Raw genomic sequence first — 20,376 nt, 5'->3', positions numbered from 1 at the left:
TTTTTTGCGATATTTTTCTGATTAAGAGTTAACTATCGGTCAAGAAATTGGTAGGGATACCAAATCAGTTTTTAATGGGATAATGGCTTTAAAAGTCAGACAGAGGAATAATTCCACAGGCTTGAATTTTGCTGAAAACGAGGTGAAGTTGCCACAATAACCAATTGCCAACTCTCCAGAAAGCCACGGAGTTTTGATGATCAGAAACCTCGGCAGATGGATCACCAAGATTTTCCTCAAAAATCAACCAATGAACCGGTAAATGACCGAGGGGAGAATTCGGCTCTAATTGAAAGTTTAGTTGCTCATAATTGAGCCATTTACCTTCCTTCCGCCAACCTAGGCGATCGCCAAGTTTCTTTTGGGTTTCATAATCCACTAAACCACCGAGACTAGAGAAAATGGCCTGCTGAATACTAAACCCGAAATGACCATTACTATAATGCAGCCAAAGTTGATCAATTTTTTTCAGTTCCGAACAAGGTAATTGAGCAATATCTTGAGGATAAACCTCATTCCAGTAGGTTCTACCCAAAATTTTTAATAGTAGTTTGGTTGTTTGGCGATCAGCCGCTTGCCACTGTTGCTTTATTAGCAAATCTTGTAATTGATTATAATCAAGATCGGCCGATTCTTGAGTTAAGATATTTGGGGAAGTCGGGGGATTTTTAGAACTAGAAGATTTGTCAAGATTGTTTTGAGTGAATTGAGAGACAACTATTGCTAGGGGAGTTTTTGGGATAGCGTCTTTTTGACAAGCCTCTTGTTCTGCTAAATGATCAGATAATTTATTGATGGTTTTTTCTAGGGAAATGAATTGTGCTGACCATTCACTTTCATTGAATAAGTAATCATTAAATTGATCAGAGGAAAAAGCCTCTTTTAACCTTGCTTCTTTCTCGTAACCAGTCGCTAGAAAATTTAGCAAAAACTCAGAACTTATGCTGGAATCTGACGTTTCTAAGAGATCAGGCTGAGGTTGAAAAATATTGTCTACCAAATACTTAATTTCTCCAACCGTTGCATAAAATTCTTCGTCCACCTTAATGACTTCTTCTATTAATAATTGAAAAGGAGCAAAATAGTCCTGTAGGTAGTTTTCAAAATTAATCGCATTTTGGGCAAGATCAGCAATTTCTTGGCGAACTCGTTGAGATTTGAGTTGATAATGATTTAATTCCTCATAAATTTTGAGTTCTTGAATAATTGCTTGCACAATTTTTTTCTGCTTTTGAGTATCCTCGGCTAATTTCTGAACTCCTTCCCCTAGTAATTTAGTTTTTCTCAACATCAAAAAAGATGTTTTTCCCAGTAGCAAAATTGCCCGAAAATTTTCCTGTTTTTCTAGCTTGAGTTGATTGAGAATATTTTGATTATTATTATTTTTAATCTCTAACTTTATTCTCTCGTAGTCTAAGATTTTTAATTCTTGATATTTTTGGGAAAATAAAATTTTGAGATTGTCACTGAGTTGGAGTAAAAAACGATAATATCCGTCTTGATAGATTTCTAGCCCGTTAATTAATAAATTATAGTCTTTAATTAATAACTGAGTCTCAATCAAGATTTCTTGTTGAGTAATTTTTTCTTTTCGTTTAATAATCTTACCAAAATAGTAATGGTAGCGAACTCCTTCTTGAATTAATTTCCGACGTTCCTTGATGATTTTCTGAAAATTCTTTAAGTATCTATTTTTAAAAACAGGAATTTGATAGCTTTGCTCATAAATGGCAATTTTTTTATAGGTCATCAGATGTGGAGAGTTCCTATTTAGCATAGCTATCTTAGACCAAAAAATTCCTCAGTACTTAGCAATAATCATCCGCTGCTCCCAGCTATTACAAGAGGGAGCAATACCTAATTAAACATTCTCAACTTCAACAACAACTGGTTCATTTTCAACAACTGGTTCATTTTCAACAACTGGTTCATTTTCAATAACTGGTTCCTTTTCAATAACAACTGTTTGAGGACTTTCAGGAGTTGGCTCAGTTACCGTTTCTTGCTGCTTTACTGTCTGTTCTTGATGGTCAGTCAAGTGTTTTTTGGTTTTTAATTTCAGGTCATCAGTCAGAGGTAAAGCATCAATTTCAGCCAAAAGTGTTTCCAGGGATTCTTTTTTACTTCGCTCAGTGTAAAAAGCATTCAGAACCGCTTCAATTCCGTACTGAGCGATCGCATCTCCTAGGACAGTAACCAACCCCATCGCTCCAATACCCATAAAAACTACAAAGGGTTGTCCGAGGGTTAGAATTAGCACGATGACAGCAATAACAGCCGAAGCTAAATAAGCACCTGCCACTTTTTTGATAATGTTATCGAGTTCCATAAAAATCACCTCAAATTTCTAGCGAAGGATTAGTTTAATTCTAAAGCAAGGTTAATCTATCTGTTGATCGCCGTCAAGTAAAGCTTGAAGAAAAGGTTCAAGACTTTTGGGACGATAATCGGAAAAAGCCTTTAATCGTTTTACCACACTGTGATGAACAGTGACAACTTTTGTATTGAAATATCGCCATTGCTCACCTCCCAAGGCCGACAATCCCTTAAGGGTATTATCGAACTTGATGGTGGGGTCTAGTTTAATTGGGAATTCCTCAAATTCAGAGGTGGTTGAGTCAAACTCTAATCCCAATTTTTTGGCTTGATTAATCATCCATTGTAAGGGGTAGTCGGAAAGTCCTTGATATTCTTTTTTGCCACCACCTAGACAGGTATGTTCACCGACAAATAAAACTTCTTTGACAACTTGTTCAGGATTTTCGGGGTTGGCTTTGATCGGAGTGGAAGGGAAGTTTTTCCGTTTTTCATCAATGGCAACAGCATGAAAAGCATTTTGGATAATCGGACTTAATTTTGTGTTACTAAATTCATATTTTTTATGATAAAACTTAGCTAGGGGAAACCAAGGAGTTAAATCAGGAATACCAAAATGACCAACTGTATCCCAACAACCTAACATCTTGATTGGAATACGATCTTGAAAATCTTCCTTTTCTGTCTCAATTTTTTTAGCATTAGCGGCACGAAATTGTTGAGCTTTGGCACTATCGAAACTAACGTTGTGGTCTCGATAGAGTTGATAAGCTAGGGGAATTTCTTTAATCTTAGATCGTTTTAGGATTCCACATTTATCGATAAAACTAGCCAAACAACGAACGATATATGCTCCGCGACTAAAACCTAACAAATAAATTTCATCCTCGCTTTTGGGATTGTAGTTAAGGACAAGAAAACGATAGGCATCTTGAATCATCCGATCGAGTCCCCAGCCAAAAGTTTCATTCCCTAAACTTTTAATAAATTCGTTATCTTCGGCGCTGCCAGAACCTGACAAAAAGACGATTTGAGGGGTTTGATCCTCGGCAATATACTTAATAGATTCGGCGAATTTAACCACGTTGGTGGGGTAAGCACTGCCAGAGTTTTCCCAAGAACCATCACAACAAATAATTAACCGTTTTTTCTGGTTTGAATAAGTCAGTATATCCGGTTGAGAAATTGCCGTTTTAGTAATCTCCTCAATTTCATTACTGGCAAGAGCAGCTTCTGCGGCAATTATAATTGATTCTGAATTATCTTCCCGGGAAGGTTCTTGATTTTCTGCTGGAGCATCCTGTTCAACCACTTCTTCTTCTTCAAGGGAGTTAAAAATTTCGTTGACCATTGTTATCCTTTTCGCACTCCTTCTAGCTTTACTGCTAGTCTGAGTTTTTGACTTAGGGATCGAGGTCGGTTTAGAGGGAAGACTATCTAGTTGCCAGGTTGTCCCATAAAGAATACCATGATTGCTATAACTTGTTTGATCCTCTGCATTGCCATTGAGTGATAAATAAGTGACTAGGCCAAGGTCATCAACTAAGGGAGATTGATACATCGTTTTTTGGATTTCTTCTTGGCTACGCGCTTGATTCCAAACAGAAAATTCGGCGAGACAACCTTGCCAATAATGGGAGAGATTAACAGAGGCTCCCAAGATGATTTTTTCAATCCCCGTTAAGGCACGGTTATGACCGTTGCCACGATGCCAAATGATCCCATTACGATAGATCAACATTCGGCCTGTGGTCGCATTTTTGACAAAGGCCCAATGAGTCCAATCACTATAATCCTTAAGCTTGACTTTTTTTTCAATTCGATCGAAACCTTCTTCATTTCCCGCATCCCAAAAAATTGCAGGTTTCACAGGATCGCCCCAGGGCAAAGTAATATGTAGGACGCGGTTATTCTCGCGATTAACAGCTTCTAAAAGAGTGGTTTCTGTGGATAAATTATTTTCTCCTTTTGCCCAAAATGTAATGGTAATACTCTGATCGATGTCAAGAAATCCCCGGGATAGCTCCATCTGATCATCAATGCCATTAAATTTTAGTACAGAGCGTTGTTCAGCCATTGGTTTTGTAATCACCTAGGGGAGAAAGAGGTAATCAGGGGTTCAGGGACTCTGACTAATAAGAGACTGTCATATCTGTCGCGGTCTTTGTGAACGTTACCACCTAGTTTACCACATTTTAGTTATCTAGCGATATAAGTGAGAAGTTTTCACAAAATTTAGCTTCAATAGCCTCTCATCCCATATTCTCGGTCAATTGTTGTTGGTAGAAACTGGCAGTTAAATTGCTGGCATCGTTAGACAGCCGGCGGGTTTGTCCAGGTTCTGGGGTCGATTCGAGGTCCGGCTATTGGCCTGATTATATCAATCTTTTCCAGCCAGAGAGCTTAAGGTGAGATTTTAAGCCACTTTAAGATTTGAGGATTTTTGTCATAACGATAGGTAAAACCATCGTTGGCTACGATCAAATTTCCGCGACTAGCTTTACTACGAACACTAGAGATCGATAAGTCGGTTAATAGTTTTATCTCTTGATGAGAAAGTCCCTCAAGAGACTGATGTGTTTCTGGGGATTCTGACTCATGATTAATGGTAATATCGGGTTTTACAGAATTGCCATTAGGGGTCTTAGTAAACATTTCTTGCGCTTTCTTAAGGCGATAATTTTCAACAGTCAAGAGTTCCCAACTAGAGTCGGCCGAGAGTTCTAGAACCCATTGATGGTAATTAAAGAGACTTTCTCGATGACCGACACTAATAAAAGTTGTTTTACGAGCTTTTAATTGCTCATATAGAATCCTTTCGTTGACTAAATCTAGGGCGCTGGTTGCTTCATCTAAAATGATAAAACTGGGGGGATTAACTAAGAGCCGAGCAAAGGCTAGACGTTGTTGTTCTCCTAGGGAGAGAATGTTTTCCCAGGGTTTTTCAGAGTCAAATTCATCCACCCGACTTAGGGCGTTTTGTAAATTGACTTGTTGTAATACTGCTTGAATTTCGCTATTAGTTATCTGACGATCAGTCTGAGGATAGAGCAGTTGTTCGCGTAAGGTTCCTAAGATAATGTAGGGACGTTGGGGTAAAAAGAGAATTTCTTCAAGGGGTGGCCGTATTAAACGTCCGGTACCGGAATTCCATAAACCCGCGATCGCTCGTAGGAGGGAACTTTTGCCGCGGCCACTAGGGCCAACAATCAGTAATCCTTCACCGGGTTGAACAGAAAGAGATAGATCTTCGACAATTACCTGCTCATAGTCGGGAGTTTGTAAAGTAACTTTCTCAAAGGCAAAATGATTTTCTTCTATAGTTTTGATCGTGCTGATATTCTCTGGTTGTTGAGTGACGGTTTCTAGGGCAGTCGCAAATTCATTTAAACGTTCAACATAACTAGAAAATCGTCCCGAAATGCCAAATTCAGTGATCAGGTCGCCCAAAGAAGTAGCGAATATATAACAGGCTGTGGAAGCTTGTTCCACCTGTCCATAATCGATCTCACCTCTAATATACAAAGGTCCCAGAATTAAGAAGGGAAATACTTGAATAGCAGCTTGATAGCCCCTAGCAAACAGTTCGTTCCCTCTTTCCCAATCAATTTTATCGAGAGTATCTTCTAATACCTTTTTAAATCTTCGCTGAATGATATTTAATTCTTCTTTCTCTCCCCGAAAAAAAGCGATAGATTCAGCATGATTGCGAACGTGAGTTAACGCATAATTATAATCAGCTTTTGAAGCTAATTGCTTTTCATTGATCTTGATTAATTCTTGATTTAAATAAAGGGCGATAAAATTACCGATGACTGTATAAATAAGTAGCGGAATAGCAATCCGCTCAGAAATCGTCCAAATCACCACTAAAAAGACAAGCATCTTCAGGCTTTTTTCTAGGAAAGATGAGAAAAAGCTAAGAGCATTACTGGTGATCGGTTCAATTTCTTGAGCAATGCGTTGATCGGGATTATCAATATCAGATTTGAAATTAATTTTATAATAGGCACGCTTATGGAAATATTTAGTTAAAACCTGACCATTTAGCCATTCATACCAATCCAAAGCAATTTTTTTGGAAATATTTTTACTGTAACCGACTAGCAGTGTCACCAAGATCAGTCCAATCACATAGGCGATCAATTCCTGATTAAATCTGGCATAGTCTCCCTGTTGTACAATTGCGTCAATCAAGCGACGAATAGCAAAACTATTAAAAAGCGTTACGACTACTAGACCGAGGATTAGAAAAATTAGCAAAAATAGCATTCCCCAGCCACGAATTACCTCGGGAAAGCTTCTTGCTCCTGGTTCGGTGGGATACCAGTAAGGTTGAGTGATCGCCTTGACATCTTTCAAAAATTGGTTAAAAGAAGCAAGTGCATTTTTATTTTCAGCAAATTGGGTTGACATATTTCCAAAAAAAAGGGGTTGACGCTATTGGTAGTCGGGCAGCAGTTGAGCCTTTGCTAGTTTAACATTTTTGTCTCATATTTTTTCCAAGCAAGTAAATAAGTAGAGATCAGGGATAAATCGAGAGGATGACAAACGATGGAGCTATGGGCTAATCCCTCGATAGTTTGACAAGCATCGAAGCAAGGCTTTGTCTGACTAATCATTTTAGCTGATTTTAAAATAATTGGGAACCAAGAACTAACGGCTTTTTCTCCTCCCTGCTCAAAAAGGTAATTTTCAACCATTACTAACCAATTTTTATCGGATACCGCTTCAGTGGCATAACCACAGGCATTAATTAATTCAAAAAATCTCTGCCATGGAATTAATTCAGGATTAACTAAATGAAAGGTTTTTCCTAAAAGTTGCTTTTGCCTTGAGAGATAAACAATAGCTTTACTGGCATAGTCAATGGGAATAATATTGATATCCACATCAAAAGTGGGAAATTTTTCTAATTTAATACATATTTGAATAAACCGAAAAAAGAAATTATTCGATTTTCTATAAATTCCAGTTTTGCTGTCACCCATAATTCTTGTGGGTCGATAAATAGAGACGGGCAAACCTCTTTTTTGAGCTAGGTGTATTAATTTTTCAGCAACCCATTTGCTTTGTTTATAGCCCGTATTTAAACTGGGAGAAAATCGAGGAAATTCTGTCTCTCTAATGGGTGTATCTTGTCTATGAGCCTGACTAAAAAAAATGGCCAGTGTCGAGATAAAATGAACTGGTTTAGTTTTTCTTAGTCCGGCTAACTTAAGAATTTCTTGAGTTCCCAAAACATTAACCGCTTTCATTTGATAGTAAGGGGGGATCGGGTCATTTTGTGATCCGTTATGATAAATAACATCAATCTCGTTGGCTAATTGACAAAACTCTTTCTCAGAAAGACCTAACAATGGTTGAGCCAAATCGCCAAGCATTGGGATAATACGAGCATCAAAATGTTGCTGCCAAAGTTGGTAAGATTGGAGGTTTTCTTTTAGTCGCTGTTTACCAGTTTCTACAGTATGATAACGAATTAAACAATAGATATTAGCGGTGGTTTGATCGAGCAGTTCCCTGAGCAAATAAGCCCCTAAAAATCCAGTGGCACCAGTTAAAAAAATTGATTTTGGCTCGTCAAAATTGTCCTTGAGAGGACTGTCAAAACTGATATCAGGATTAAGAATAGCTTCTGTTTTTAAATCTGGAATACATTCTTGATTGCTCATGCTTTGCTAGGACATATCTAATTTAATTTAGGGAGTGGACTTGCTTCAATCAAACTCTGCACAGGCATAGTGTCAATAATTTTATCTATTTGAAATCCAGCCCTTGTCAATAGGACTTTTAATTCATTTTCTGAGCGAATTTTTCCTGAATGAAGCATCCATAACTGTAGATCAGCTAAATTGTCTCTCCAATAAATTTTGCGGATAATTCTTTCTGAAATTAATAATCGAGATGTGGAAGGCATATACTGGCGACAGTTTTTGAGAATATAAACCACTTGTTGATCATTCCAACTGAGCAAAACTTGCTTGAGTAAATAAACATCCGCTACGACGGGAACCGATTCAAAAAAATCTCCACTTATCAACTCACAGCGTTCGCTTACCCCTTCCTGTTTCAATAAATTTTTGGCTTTTTCAAGGGAGTATGGCTGTTCAAAAAGTATCCCTTTTATTTGAGGGTAACGTTTTAAGATAGCAGCAATCAGTTTTCCCTGACCGCCACCAATATCTGCCAATACTTCTACGGAGGAAAAGTCATAAGCTTCTAATATTTTAGCTATTTGAAAGGTGGTTATATCATTCATTGATTGATCATAAACTTTATTGAGGCTAGGATTCTCTCGATGGTACTCCTCAATATCAAGACCATACATGGCTTTAAAAGCTCCTTCTCCAGTGGTTAAACTTTGGGTAAAATTGCCCCAACAAGCATAACTTTCTTCTATCTCGGTAATTAGCCAGTTGCGTAAAGTTCCCACTTGATCATCCCTTAGATAAGCCGCTAAGGGAGTATTTTGAAAATAATCCGGTTGATTTTCTTGCAAAATTCCTAAACTGACCAAAGTTCGTAAAAGACGATAGAGAGAATCAGCATGAGTGTTAGTTTCCGTCGCTAATTCTTGATAGTGTTTTGAGCCATCTCCTAACAGATCAAGAATTCCTAATTTTACAGCAGCATAAATACATTGACTGATCTGAAACCCCCTAATCATCAGTAAAACGGTGTCTCTAGGAGATATTTGATTTGGGTTTTCCCCAGGAAGATTAAACATAATTTAATGACCTTTTTGATTGAGCTTACGGATTCCCTAAAAAGGGTATTTTTTGCTAAGAATAAATCCTTGGCTAAATTATTAACGATTTTACCTTACTTGTCAACAATTTTAGGCTTAACTGTATTATTCCCTCAGTTTGACCAGAAACAGCAAAAACGAGAGCTTCTTGATCAATTCTTTGGTCAGGGTGACTTACTGAATTAGCCGCGCCTTTGGAAATAGTAACCGCCGCCAGAGTCCGATAGGATTTAGCTGTTTGTAGCAGACTGTTTTGAGTGATCATCTTTAACACACCTCAACCAATTTTAAAGACTGTTTTACCTGCTTGAAAGTTAACTCTAACTTTTCCACCAATTCATCACATTGACTTTCTGTGATAATAAAGGGTGGCGAAATTAAGATATGGTCTCCATCAACTCCGACACCAGTACCAAACCTCCCTCTGAGGATTAATCCATTTTCTAAGCCTACTTGCATAATTTTTTCAGTAATACCCAGGGAACGAGAAAAAGGTTGATGATTGTCTCGATTTTTAACAAATTCAATTCCTATTAATAATCCTTCCCCCCGAACATCGCCTATGATTGGCTCCCGTTCAGCCAGTTTTTCTAATTGATGTTTGAGGTATTTACCCATCACTGCACATCGTTCTATTAAATTATGTTTAGCCATATAGTTCTGCACAGCTAAAGCCGCAGCGCAACTAATAGGATGACCGGCATAGGTAAACAATGACAGGGGTATATTTTTAGTTGCATTGTCAAATACTTCCCGAACCCGTTGATGAACAATAACTGCACCAATGGGAGCGTACCCGCTGCTTAAGGCTTTCGTGGCTGTAATTATATCGGGAATTGCCGCCCAATGGTCAACCCCAAAGTTTTTACCCGTTCGACCAAAACCCGTGATAACTTCCTCAGAAATCCAAAGAATATCATAGAAATCACAAATTTCTCGCACTTTTTCATAATAGCCAGGAGGCGGAACAATGGCACTCCCGGCACCGCCAATAATCGGTTCAGCAATAAAAGCGGCTATGGTATCTACTCCTTCTTGTTCGATTATTCTTGCTAGTTCATTAGCACAAGTTAATTCACAACTGGGATAGGTAAGTTTATAGGGACATTGATAACAGTGAGGTGCTTGAATATGGGGAAAATTTAAGAGGTCAAAGGGTGATAAACTTTCTCGCACAAACCTACTACCAGTCATGGCGAGAGTGGCAATTGTATGTCCGTGATAGCTATGCCAACGAGAAATAATTTTGTATTTGCTGGCTTTGCCTCGTAGTTTATGGTAATAAAGAGCTATTTGAAAAGCCATTTCATTAGCTGTTGAACCACTGGTGACAAAACCGACTCTATCCATACCTTCGGGAGCCATTGTTGTCACCACATTAGCTAACTTTTCTTGGGGTTCACTGGTAAATTGAGCCTTATGAATAAAACACAGTTGACGAGCTTGTTCTGCCATGGCATCGGCCACTTCTGTGACACCATGACCGATGGAAATAACATGAGTCCCCCCGATGGCATCTAGATAGGTTTTTCCCTCTGAATCATAAACATAAATACCTTTTCCCGATTCTGCCATTAAACAGGTATTATGCCAACGAGTTGTATTGAAAACGTGGGATTGATCGGTTTTCATTGATTGACGATTACCTCTAATAAATTTTCAAAATTTGACGCTATCCTAGCGATGGTATCCGCTTCAAACAAATCTTTTTTATACTTCCACCATAGCTTAATAACAGTTCCGGAAGGGGTATTTTTTTTCCAGAACAATACTCCTAAATCTACTCTTGCCATTGATAATTTAAGCGGTATGGGGGTGACATTCAAACCCGATAATTCTAAATGCTCTGTGGGAGCTTTTTGCAAAAAGTCTAAATACACTCTAAAAAAGCGTTTATTTCGCTCTATCGGCGGGTCAAAGGTTTTGGCGATTTGCTCAAAAGGGACATCTTGGTGAGTGATGACAGCAAGCATCTCCTGTTGAACCCGTTTTAATAGCTGGAAAAAGTGGTCATTTTCGCCAAAATCAAGTCTTAAAAGCAAGTGCTTACCAAAATCTCCCATGACAGATGCAAATTGCTGCTGATTGCTATCAATCGCTGGAACGCCGATAACGAGACTTTCCTTCGGAGCGTACTGATGGAGTAAAAGTCCAAAGGCAGTGGCGATGGTGGTAAAAAAAGTCACTTTTTGTTTCTGACTCAAAATTTCTAACTGAGTAGTCAGTTCAGGAGAAATCTCTGTTTCTAGGGTGACTGCCTGGAAGCTTTGCACCTCTGGTAGCGGTCTGTCAGTGGGAAGATTTAAAGGTTGGGGTTCTTGACTTAACCACTGTTGCCAATAGTCGCGCCTTATTTTTAGTCCTTCTTCTGTAAGAGATTGACGTTCGGCAATCACATAATCGCCATACTGTAGGGGTAATTCGGGCAAAGGAGAAGGGTTATCAGAGAGGAAAGTATCGTAGAGAAGGCTCAATTCTGGCATTAATATTTCCGAAGATTGTTCATTGGCCAGCATCATGTGTAAACCGATCAGCAAAATATGAGATGTTTCTGACAATTGTAGTAGATTAACGAACAACCAAGGATCTTTGTCCAGAAAAACTTGTTTTTTGATTTTTTCTGCGGTTATTCTTTCTATTTCTTGCTGTTGTTCTACTTCTGAGCGGTTTCGCAGATCAATAATTTCAAGAGCTATCTTTGTATTGGGATAGACAACCTGCCTTAAAGAACCATTGATTTTTTCTAATTTTGTTCTTAGAATTTCATGGCGACGAATAATCTCATTAAGACTTTTTTCCAAAATAGCTATATTAAGCTTTCCTTCCAGATGGAAGTAGTTAGGTAGATAATAAAAGCTACCTAAATGACGATAATCCCAAAATCGCTCTTGAGCAAAAGAGGGCGGATAATAACGAATTTCGTCGGCGGGTTGGAGATTTGTTGCTTCAATTCTGTTAAATGTTGATGATTTTTCTGACAGACAAGTTACTAATTCAGCAATGGTGGGTGACTGAAATAGGTCAAGCATCTGCAAGTTTTTATTCAACCTTTCTTGGATTCTATTCAATAAAATAATGACCTTGAGAGAATTGCCGCCTAACTCAAAGAAGTTATCATTAATACCGATTTGCTCTAGTTGCAGAACTTCAGACCACAAGTTCGCTAATATTTCTTCTTCTCGATTACGAGGAGCTACAAAATTAGCTTTATTACTGGTTAATATATAACTCGGTTTTGCCAGTTTTGACAAGGCTAGACGGTCTATTTTATCATTAGGCGTAAGGGGCAATTTGTCTAAAATACTGATGGCATTTGGCCTCATATATTCTGGCAATTTGCTTTTAAGAAATTGACCGAGTTCTAATATTAATTGCTGCTTAAATTTAATCTCGATTGGATTATTGGCATAGGTAAATATATCTTCAATAGGAGAACTAATGGGAAAAATTGCTGGTTGGAATGGTGCGGATTTATGGCTAAAAACTAGATCATAATATCCTCTGGCATCGGTGTTAATCCAGCTAATCTCTAGGTGATAAGGTAAGTCCTCCACAAGAGCCATTATCCGATCAATTTCTACCCCATGCTTCGGCTGCTTACCTAGCCACTGGTTTAGTTGCTTAAGTGAGTCGCTTTGATCAGCTTCTTCTAACCATTGTTGAACCTTAACCTCCTTACTCAAACGAACATTAGGAATACGAGAAATACCTAAATTTCTCGGTTGATATTCAGTTAAAATACGTTTAACTTTGTCTAAGTTCAGTTGTTCTTTTTGCCAGTCTAACCAATCAATCTCTGTCAACGGTTCAACGGAACTATTGATAGATAAAATCGCCTCGTAACGAAAGCGAGTTAATTCATTATCATAAACCCCAGTTTTGGGTTTTATTTGCACATGAGTAATTTCAGGAAATTGTTGTTGAAGTGCTAGGAAGAAAAAGGGATGTAATAACAACTCTTCTTCTGCTTGGTGTTTGCGGGTAATTCTTTCTCGCAATTGGCAGGCAAGAACATGATCATTAGCTCGATAAGCTTCTACCGAAGTACAATAGGTTGGCAAAAGGGCTAAATTACGAATATCTCCAACAAGAATATGACCTCCTTTTTTAACCCGTTTAATCAACCCTTCTAAAACTTGCAGTAGGTAGGCGGTACTGGGGAAATATTGCAGCACAGAGTTGATGATAATAGTATCAAAACTTTCTGACTCCAATCCCGCTAAGTCATCGGCGCTTCTTTCCCACAAAGTTACATGATCTAAACCGCCTATTGTTTGCTGAATTTTCCGAATATGATCTAAAGCAGGACGAGAAAAATCAAGACCTACATACTCGGAACAATCGGGGGCAACTCGAGTTAATAATAATCCCGTACCGCAGCCAACTTCTAAAACTTTTTCTGGGTGTAACTCTTGAATGCTTTCAACGGTTTTATCCACCCATTCGTGCATTTCTTCTTTGGGAATTGGCTGTCCGTCATAACTACTATCCCAACCAATAATATTAAAAGTAAGATCACTTTGAATAGGGGTTTGACTGTCAGTTTGCTGATTAACAGTTTTCCAAAGAGCCAGATATTCTTGTTGAGTTTTTTCCTGTTCTAAGGAATCCTCAGAAGTTAGATGAGGAACGACATAAGCGATTAACTGTTTATCCCCTAATTGATCTTGGCTGAGGATAACCGCCGCCGACTCAATCGCCGAGTGTTGAATCAATACGTTCTCAATTTCTCCTAGTTCTACCCGAAAACCTCTAATCTTAATTTGATTGTCAATGCGTCCTAAGTATTCAATGTCACCATCGGCTAAATAGCGACCCAAATCTCCAGTTTTATAAAGCCGTTCGGAGGGATTGAAAGGGTTATTGATAAAGTTTTCTTGGGTTAATTCTAGCTGATTGAGATAACCTCTCGCTAAACTAATACCAGCAATATATAATTCCCCTTGAGTTCCTTGGGGGACAGGCTGTAAATTCTGATCAAGAATATAGATTTGTGTCTGATTGATGGGACGACCAATAGGGACAGAGGTACAGTTTTCTGTTAATTTATAATCAGATAAATCACAATAGGTTGCTTCGACGGTGGTTTCTGTCGGTCCATAAGCGTTAATTAATTGGGGTACTCGGCGGAGTTTCCCGGTTTGTAACATTTCTTCTATATATTGCTGCCATAGTTTGAGTTTTTCGGGTAATAAACTTTCTCCACCCACAAATAATAATCGCACCGATTCGGGGAAGAGTTCCTTAGTTCGTGCTAATTCGGTAATTAAAGCCTGCCAAAAAGCTGTGGGTAAATCTAAGATTGTCAGTTGCCATTCTCGACACTTTTGGATAAAGCTAGAAAATGAGCTTAACATCGCCTCAGTTCGCAAAACAACCGTGCCACCAACAGTTAAGCAAGGATAAATTTCCTCGACGGCAACATCAAAACTAATCGAGGCAAATTGTAAAATTCGATCGCTTTGACTGAGATTAGCAGTAGTCTTAACCACTTCAATAAAATTAACCACAGAGCGATGTTCAATCATCACGCCCTTGGGTTTTCCGGTGGAACCTGATGTATAGATAATATAAGCGAGGTTTTCGGGGTTAACTTCAATATCGGGATTTTCTGGCTTTTCCAGGGCAATTAGCCCCCAATCTTCATCCAATTTCAGAATTTTAACTGTCTGATTGTCCCCGAATTTACCGATTAAATAACTGTTGGTGATTATGAGAGATAATTGAGCATCTTGTATCATATAATCCAAGCGCTCCGGGGGATAGTCGGGGTCGAGGGGAACATAGGCACATCCGGCTTTTAGAATAGCCAAAAGGGCCATCACCATTTCCGGGGAACGTTCCACAGATAAACCGACGAGACTTTCCGGTTTTAGCCCATATTTTTGTAAATAATAGGCCAGTTGATTGGCTTTTTGATTTAAGCTTTCATAGCTAATTTGCCAGTTTTCCCCAATCAGAGCTATCGCTTCAGGGGTGCGTTGTACCTGCTGTTCCAATAATTGATGAATAGATTGAGTCATGGGAACTAAAGTAATTTGATTTAACTCAGGTGCTATAGTTGGTTTAATTTGCTTGATCCTATTTTCCAAAGCGACGCTCGCGATTTTGAAACCAGTGGATAGCTTCTTCAATATCTGCCGGAGTTAGATCGGGAAAGAAGGTATTTGTAAAGTAGAGTTCACTATAACAACTCTGTAGGGGCATAAATCCAGATAACCGACATTCTCCAGAGGTCCGAATAATCAGATCTGGCGGCGGACAAAATTGATCCATTAGCTGATGAGGTTCGATCTCTTCCGGTTTAACCCCCTTTTCTACTAGGCGGCGGACTGCGCGGATTATCTCATCTTCACCACCGTAGTCTAGGGCAAAATTGAAGATGTGACCGGTCATTCCTTTGGTGCTATGCTCTACCTCCTCAACCATAGACAAGAGATTTTCAGGAAGGCGATCTTTTCTACCTAAATGTCGCAACTGTACTGAGTATTTACCCGATAAAGGCAATAAATTGCTGAGAAACTGACTAAAAACATCCATTAAGTTGTCAACTTCGCTATCGGAACGCTTCCAGTTTTCGGTGGAGAACAGCCACAATGTCGCAGCGTAAATTTCCTTATCCCAAAGCGTTTTTAATAGGGAAGGTGCCACCTCTATAAATGCTTTTCTGTGACCTTCTTGGGGAGATAAGCCCTGATTTTTTGCCCATCTTCTGTTACCGTCTGGAATGATGGCAATATGCTTGAGAGGTTTAGTAGAGATGTTGTTAGTCATAAAATTTTTCCTAATAAGGTTGAATTGAGTAGTTTGGCAAACAGAGCGGTATTTAAGTTTCTGGTTTAGAGTGGAGTAGCTTCAATTAAACTCTCTATAGACTGAGTGTCAATAATTTTAGTTATTTGAAAGCCAGCCGTTTCTAATAATACCCTAAATTCAGATTCCGATCGAATTTTTCCTGAACCTAGCATCCATAAATTGAGATCAGCTAAATTATCCTTCCAACGATTTTTGTGCAAAATTCGATCCACGATTAACAATCGAGAGGATGGGTCCATAGCCTGACGACAGTTTTTGAGAATTTCAAGGGCTTTTTGATCATCCCAATTGAGCAGAATTTTCTTCAATAAATAAATGTCTGCTTTAAGGAAAATGGGGTCAAAAAAGCTCCCAGGAATCAAACTACAACGGTCGATCACTCCCTCTTGTGTTAGTAGATATTTCCCCTGCTCAATACAATAGGGTTGTTCAAATAGCACTCCTTTAATCTGGGGATATTTTTGTAAAATAGCAGCCAGAAATTTTCCGTATCCTCCACCAATATCTGCGACAATTTCCCCGACAGAAAAATCATAAGCGGCCAAAATCAGGGGGTTTTGAATTGCAGTTATATCAACCATTGCTTGATCAAAAACTTCAGCTTGATCAGAATTTTGTTGATGAAACTCTTCAATATTGACACCATACATAGACTCAAAAGCACCTTGACCTGTGGTTAAACTTTGAGTCAGATTTCCCCAACTAGCATAACTTTCTTCTATTTCGGCCATCAGAAAATTGCGAACAGTTCCCTGTTGCTTATCTCTTAAATAAGTTGCTAAAGCAGTGTTTTGGAAATAGTTGGGTTGGGTTTCTTCTAAAATCCCCAGACTGGTTAACGTCCGCAAAAAACGATAAAGTAAATCAGCATGAGTATGGGTTTCAGTGGCTAACTCTTGATAAGATTTTGTTCCATCGGCCAACAGATCAACAATTCCTAATTTGGCGGTCGCATAAATACATTGGCTAATCTGAAAACCCCTTATCATCTGCAAGACAGTGTCTCTATCAGACATTTGCCCGGGATTTTCTCGCTGAAGATTAAACATGATTGAATGAGCAAAGTTGAGATGGTTGTTAATGGAATGACTCTGGAGATATTTTTAGACGAAATAACTCTCAGGAAATTTTTCTGTAATCATCATAATCGGTTGCTTCTGAGAGAAAACACGATAGGTACGAGAAAAAAGTTTTTCTTCTGGACTGATTTGAAAATCCTCAGCCAAATCCCCCGCACGCTCTTGAGATAAATCAACGATTTCCTTAAAGGTTTCCATCCGATTTTCTAACCAAAGCTTACCAATGGGTTTTCCTGACTTGATTAACTCGTCTTGAAACTTGGTGTCTAGTCTATCAATAACAATAATAGACTCGGCATAAATTAATTTTTTTTGGCTGACTGTACTGCGAAGAAATATTTTTCTCTTGATAATTTTGCTACCTTTTTCAATATCTAAAACTGGCAAGTCTTCCTCTAAATATACCGCTTCTTCAGACAGTTTAACAATTGACATTTTTTCCAACAAATAAATCTCTAAAATGTCGGTCAGAGTCCCATCGGTTATTAAAATGATTCGCTGGAGTGTGCTTAACTCCGACAGATTAAGAGGAGTTTTGCTAAAACTATTTTTTAACAACTCGATCTTACACCGATTCGCTGGTTTCGCTGGCATCATGACATAATTCCTCAATTTGCTGGATAGATTTAAAGTTAGCCCATCGATGTGCCTAAGCACTCTCTGGATATCGTGCTATAACTAGATAAAAACAACCTTAAGCTTGACAATCTACTAAGTAGGTTGGTCTCATTGAATGTAAGACCCAGTGTGGGCGGTATGCTCCCATTACAGGTGGGTGCAAATCAATGGCACCCACCTACTTAGTTGTTTTGCCGCGGCGCTTTGATTAGATTCCCAACCACCACATATCGGGATCAACGTCTTTTGCCTGGGCTTTGATCACCTCCTTGTGATCTCGGTGCCGGTAGGAAGACTGAGCTTGGTTAGCGGCATAATCCATGATGGCTTCATATTCGGCCTCGTCTTCCGTCGGCCAATACAGAGGAGGAATAAAATTCTGTTGCTTCATCTCTTCTGTATAGATAGAAAAACGACCCGGAACAGTTTTTAACTTAACCATCTGGGTGATCAATTGCGCGTGTAGTTGCCGGAATTTTTCTAAATATTCTGGTTTACCCGCAACATTGGTTTTTTCCAGAGGGTCATTGACTAGGTCGTACATTTCGTACTCGTAATTAGTCCCCTCGTCGTTAAAGTAAACAGAATATTTCCACTCTTTGGTGCGGATAGTACGGATACGTCGGGGAATGGTTTTGAAAAACCGGGGAGGCAGCGTACCATCATCAAAAGTAAAATGAATGGCATCGCGGACTTCCTGATGGGGATTGGTGAATAAAGGCGTTAGGTCACAACCCTGAAAGGCAAACTGGAACAGATCATACACCCCAGCAAATTTAGCCAGAGTTGGCACTATATCCAAGGTCGTGGCAAAGGAATCGGTACTAACGGCGTTGGGGAACAGATTCGGGTTAGAAATAATCAGAGGAACCCGAAGCACTTCCTCGTAGGCATTGAAAGGCTTTTCTCGCTGACGGTCGTGGGCCAGGCACATTTCCCCATGGTCGGAAGTCCGCACGATTAAGGTATCGTCAATTAATCCCTTAGCTTCAAGGGCATTCAGCACTTCATTGATTTGGTTATCTGCCAGTTTTTTCAGATAGCCGTAGAAGTTAACAAACATCTGCTGAACTTGCTGACTATTGGTAGCGAATTGACCATCTTTTAGTTCTGGTAAATCTTCATACCACACCTTTTCGTCGCTCAGTTCTAAGCGTCGCGCTTCCTTGATCCGTTTTAAGCGTTGATCTTCCTTGACTTGACAGCCTTGTTTAAAAATTTCTTGGACGCTTGGTTTAAAGGATAGATCCTCGAAGACAGTTTCGGGAATGGGAAGATTAAAATCTTTAAAGTCCTCTAGGGAATAGCCAGCATCTTTCTCAAAGGTAGGAGCCACATGAATATCATGGGGATTGACCAAAGACACCACCAAGCAAAAAGGACCGTCCTCGGATTTGTAATTTTCAATAAATTCGAGAACCCCTTGTTCTTCCCGGGGAATGGCCTTGTCAATTCTATCCAAGATCTTTTGCTTTTTCGCTTCCTTTTTCTCCGGGGAAAGTCCACTAAAAGCTCCGCGTCCTTCCTTGGCATCTTGCTCAATGACTTTTTTGACCCCTTCTACACCCCGTAGATAGCGTTCATCATTGTAAAAAGTTCCTTTGCCAAACTTGGTTAAATCACTGCGGGCAACTCCCGCATCAATCGGAGTCCAGCCATCGAAACCGTAGGACTGTTTCATGTATTCGATGTCTTCGCTTGACCACTTATCGGTGTCACTCTTGGGAACGCTCAAGTGCCATTTGCCCTTCCAATAGACCTTATAACCGGCCGCCTTCAGAACCCGAGCTAGGTTCACCTGGGTGGGACTAAGAAGCTTTTGTTCTAGGGATTGTCCGTAGCTATCCTCATAGCGGTTGATAATATCGGAAAAAGGCTCGGCAATGGTGTTGATGACACCGTGTTGATTGGGATAGGTACTGGTGAGCAGAGTAGCCCGACTGGGAGAGCAGGCCACCGTTACCGTGAACATTTTGTTGAAGGTCAGCCCGTTCTTTTTCAGTCGTTTCAGGGCCGGTAGATGCTCATCTTCAAAGCTTTGCGGCCAGCGTTCAGCAACGGCGGCACTGTCCTGGTCAGTGAGGAAAATGACAATATTGGGTTTAGAGGCTTTGGGAGTTAAGGGGAGTTGTTCTTGCTGCCAAGTTGCCCCGTTAATTGTGCCATTACTGCCCTTACCGGTTTTGTCAGTGACGATATTACCTGAACCTTCATTAAGAGGCCAATAGCCCACCAGGCCTGGTTCATTGCCTAGCAGCCGATAATTCATTGATTTTTTAATGTCTTCCGCGGACCGTGCTTGGTTCCAAACCTGCACTTCCCCGATTTGGCCGGCAAATAAATAGTCTGGGTTTCTTTCTGTCGCTCCTGCTCCAATCCGTAAGGGAGATTTCTTATTCAGACTGATTTTGGTAGCCACGGGTCCGCCAGCTAGTTGCCCATTGACATAGAGTCTCATGTTGTTGCCATCGTAGGTGGCGGCTAAATGGGTCCAGGTTCCCAGCACAACATCTGGACCGGTTACGGTCACCCAATTACCGCCATTGCCGGTCCAAAACTGCCATTTGTTGTTTTCCCCGGCATAGAGGATGTATCCCCCCTGCGGGCTGTCGGTTCTGCTAGTGATCGGCGATCGCCATTGACCCTGTTTTCCCGTTACTTTAGCCCAACAGGACACGGTAAACTGTTCCGGGTTCAGTTGAGCATTGTAAGGAACTTCCACATAATTTCTTTGTCCATCAAAGGACAAAACATTGGACAAAACATTTTGTTGAGCAGACATAAAACCGATCCTTT

General features: G+C 39.7%; 13 protein-coding genes. 1 reads left to right on the top strand and 12 read right to left on the bottom strand.

Annotation, left to right across the window (positions count from 1 at the left end; translation table 11 throughout):
• Nucleotides 1-88: 88 nt before the first annotated feature.
• The 6 genes from IM507_RS08625 to IM507_RS08600 form a co-directional block, all read right to left on the bottom strand.
• Nucleotides 89-1,750: a GUN4 domain-containing protein gene (locus IM507_RS08625; RefSeq protein WP_081330814.1), complete on the bottom strand. Its 1,662-nt coding sequence runs from the start codon at nucleotides 1,748-1,750 to the stop codon at nucleotides 89-91.
• 111 nt (nucleotides 1,751-1,861) lie between these two features.
• The gene (locus IM507_RS08620; RefSeq protein WP_002738405.1) at nucleotides 1,862-2,329 is read right to left on the bottom strand and encodes a hypothetical protein; all 468 of its coding nucleotides are present in this window, start codon (nucleotides 2,327-2,329) and stop codon (nucleotides 1,862-1,864) included.
• A 51-nt stretch (nucleotides 2,330-2,380) separates the two neighbouring features.
• Nucleotides 2,381-4,393: a phospholipase effector Tle1 domain-containing protein gene (locus tag IM507_RS08615; protein WP_287636896.1), complete on the bottom strand. Its 2,013-nt coding sequence runs from the start codon at nucleotides 4,391-4,393 to the stop codon at nucleotides 2,381-2,383.
• Between the two features lie 326 nt (nucleotides 4,394-4,719).
• Nucleotides 4,720-6,732 carry an ABC transporter ATP-binding protein/permease gene (locus IM507_RS08610; RefSeq protein ID WP_287636895.1) on the bottom strand — a complete coding sequence of 671 codons (2,013 nt, stop codon included), beginning with the start codon at nucleotides 6,730-6,732 and terminating at the stop codon, nucleotides 4,720-4,722.
• A gap of 56 nt (nucleotides 6,733-6,788) precedes the next feature.
• A complete protein-coding gene (locus tag IM507_RS08605) occupies nucleotides 6,789-7,991 on the bottom strand; it encodes a thioester reductase domain-containing protein (RefSeq protein ID WP_016515099.1) in 1,203 nt (400 codons plus the stop codon).
• Between the two features lie 17 nt (nucleotides 7,992-8,008).
• A complete protein-coding gene (locus IM507_RS08600; protein ID WP_016515100.1) occupies nucleotides 8,009-9,046 on the bottom strand; it encodes a methyltransferase in 1,038 nt (345 codons plus the stop codon).
• Between the two features lie 6 nt (nucleotides 9,047-9,052).
• Here IM507_RS08600 and IM507_RS08595 point away from each other — a divergent pair, with 6 nt between their 5' ends.
• Nucleotides 9,053-9,253 carry a hypothetical protein gene (locus IM507_RS08595; protein ID WP_184891219.1) on the top strand — a complete coding sequence of 67 codons (201 nt, stop codon included), beginning with the start codon at nucleotides 9,053-9,055 and terminating at the stop codon, nucleotides 9,251-9,253.
• Between the two features lie 81 nt (nucleotides 9,254-9,334).
• Here the strand turns inward: IM507_RS08595 and IM507_RS08590 are convergent, their stop codons facing one another.
• From IM507_RS08590 to IM507_RS08565, 6 genes are all read right to left on the bottom strand, one after another.
• Complete coding sequence (locus tag IM507_RS08590) at nucleotides 9,335-10,699, bottom strand: aminotransferase family protein (RefSeq protein WP_287636894.1); 1,365 nt, start codon at nucleotides 10,697-10,699, stop codon at nucleotides 9,335-9,337.
• Nucleotides 10,696-15,159 carry a non-ribosomal peptide synthetase gene (locus tag IM507_RS08585; RefSeq protein ID WP_465246294.1) on the bottom strand — a complete coding sequence of 1,488 codons (4,464 nt, stop codon included), beginning with the start codon at nucleotides 15,157-15,159 and terminating at the stop codon, nucleotides 10,696-10,698. The genes IM507_RS08590 and IM507_RS08585 overlap by 4 nt, the downstream gene beginning before the upstream one ends.
• Nucleotides 15,149-15,841, bottom strand: coding sequence for a polyprenyl diphosphate synthase (gene uppS, locus IM507_RS08580; RefSeq protein WP_069474156.1), 693 nt, complete (start codon nucleotides 15,839-15,841; stop codon nucleotides 15,149-15,151). Before uppS ends, IM507_RS08585 begins: the two co-directional genes overlap by 11 nt.
• 65 nt (nucleotides 15,842-15,906) lie before the next feature.
• Nucleotides 15,907-16,899, bottom strand: a complete 993-nt coding sequence (locus IM507_RS08575; RefSeq protein ID WP_287636892.1) for a methyltransferase — start codon at nucleotides 16,897-16,899, stop codon at nucleotides 15,907-15,909.
• Nucleotides 16,900-16,986: 87 nt separating this feature from the next.
• Entirely contained in the window at nucleotides 16,987-17,556 is a 570-nt protein-coding gene (locus tag IM507_RS08570; RefSeq protein WP_271988178.1) for a chorismate--pyruvate lyase family protein, read from the bottom strand.
• Nucleotides 17,557-17,788: 232 nt separating this feature from the next.
• Entirely contained in the window at nucleotides 17,789-20,362 is a 2,574-nt protein-coding gene (locus IM507_RS08565; RefSeq protein WP_287636891.1) for a sulfatase-like hydrolase/transferase, read from the bottom strand.
• Nucleotides 20,363-20,376: the final 14 nt, after the last annotated feature.

It is taken from the genome of Microcystis sp. M20BS1 (genome assembly GCF_020245305.1).
GTDB lineage: Bacteria > Cyanobacteriota > Cyanobacteriia > Cyanobacteriales > Microcystaceae > Microcystis > Microcystis ichthyoblabe_A.
This window is presented reverse-complemented; position numbering and strand designations above follow the sequence as displayed.

Coding starts and splice junctions, on each gene's coding strand:
- IM507_RS08625 (WP_081330814.1), bottom strand. CDS start 1,750: ATGACCTATAAAAAAATTGCCATTTATGAGCAAAGCTATCAAATTCCT.
- IM507_RS08620 (WP_002738405.1), bottom strand. CDS start 2,329: ATGGAACTCGATAACATTATCAAAAAAGTGGCAGGTGCTTATTTAGCT.
- IM507_RS08615 (WP_287636896.1), bottom strand. CDS start 4,393: ATGGCTGAACAACGCTCTGTACTAAAATTTAATGGCATTGATGATCAG.
- IM507_RS08610 (WP_287636895.1), bottom strand. CDS start 6,732: ATGTCAACCCAATTTGCTGAAAATAAAAATGCACTTGCTTCTTTTAAC.
- IM507_RS08605 (WP_016515099.1), bottom strand. CDS start 7,991: ATGAGCAATCAAGAATGTATTCCAGATTTAAAAACAGAAGCTATTCTT.
- IM507_RS08600 (WP_016515100.1), bottom strand. CDS start 9,046: ATGTTTAATCTTCCTGGGGAAAACCCAAATCAAATATCTCCTAGAGAC.
- IM507_RS08595 (WP_184891219.1), top strand. CDS start 9,053: ATGACCTTTTTGATTGAGCTTACGGATTCCCTAAAAAGGGTATTTTTT.
- IM507_RS08590 (WP_287636894.1), bottom strand. CDS start 10,699: ATGAAAACCGATCAATCCCACGTTTTCAATACAACTCGTTGGCATAAT.
- uppS (WP_069474156.1), bottom strand. CDS start 15,841: ATGACTAACAACATCTCTACTAAACCTCTCAAGCATATTGCCATCATT.
- IM507_RS08575 (WP_287636892.1), bottom strand. CDS start 16,899: ATGTCTGATAGAGACACTGTCTTGCAGATGATAAGGGGTTTTCAGATT.
- IM507_RS08570 (WP_271988178.1), bottom strand. CDS start 17,556: ATGCCAGCGAAACCAGCGAATCGGTGTAAGATCGAGTTGTTAAAAAAT.
- IM507_RS08565 (WP_287636891.1), bottom strand. CDS start 20,362: ATGTCTGCTCAACAAAATGTTTTGTCCAATGTTTTGTCCTTTGATGGA.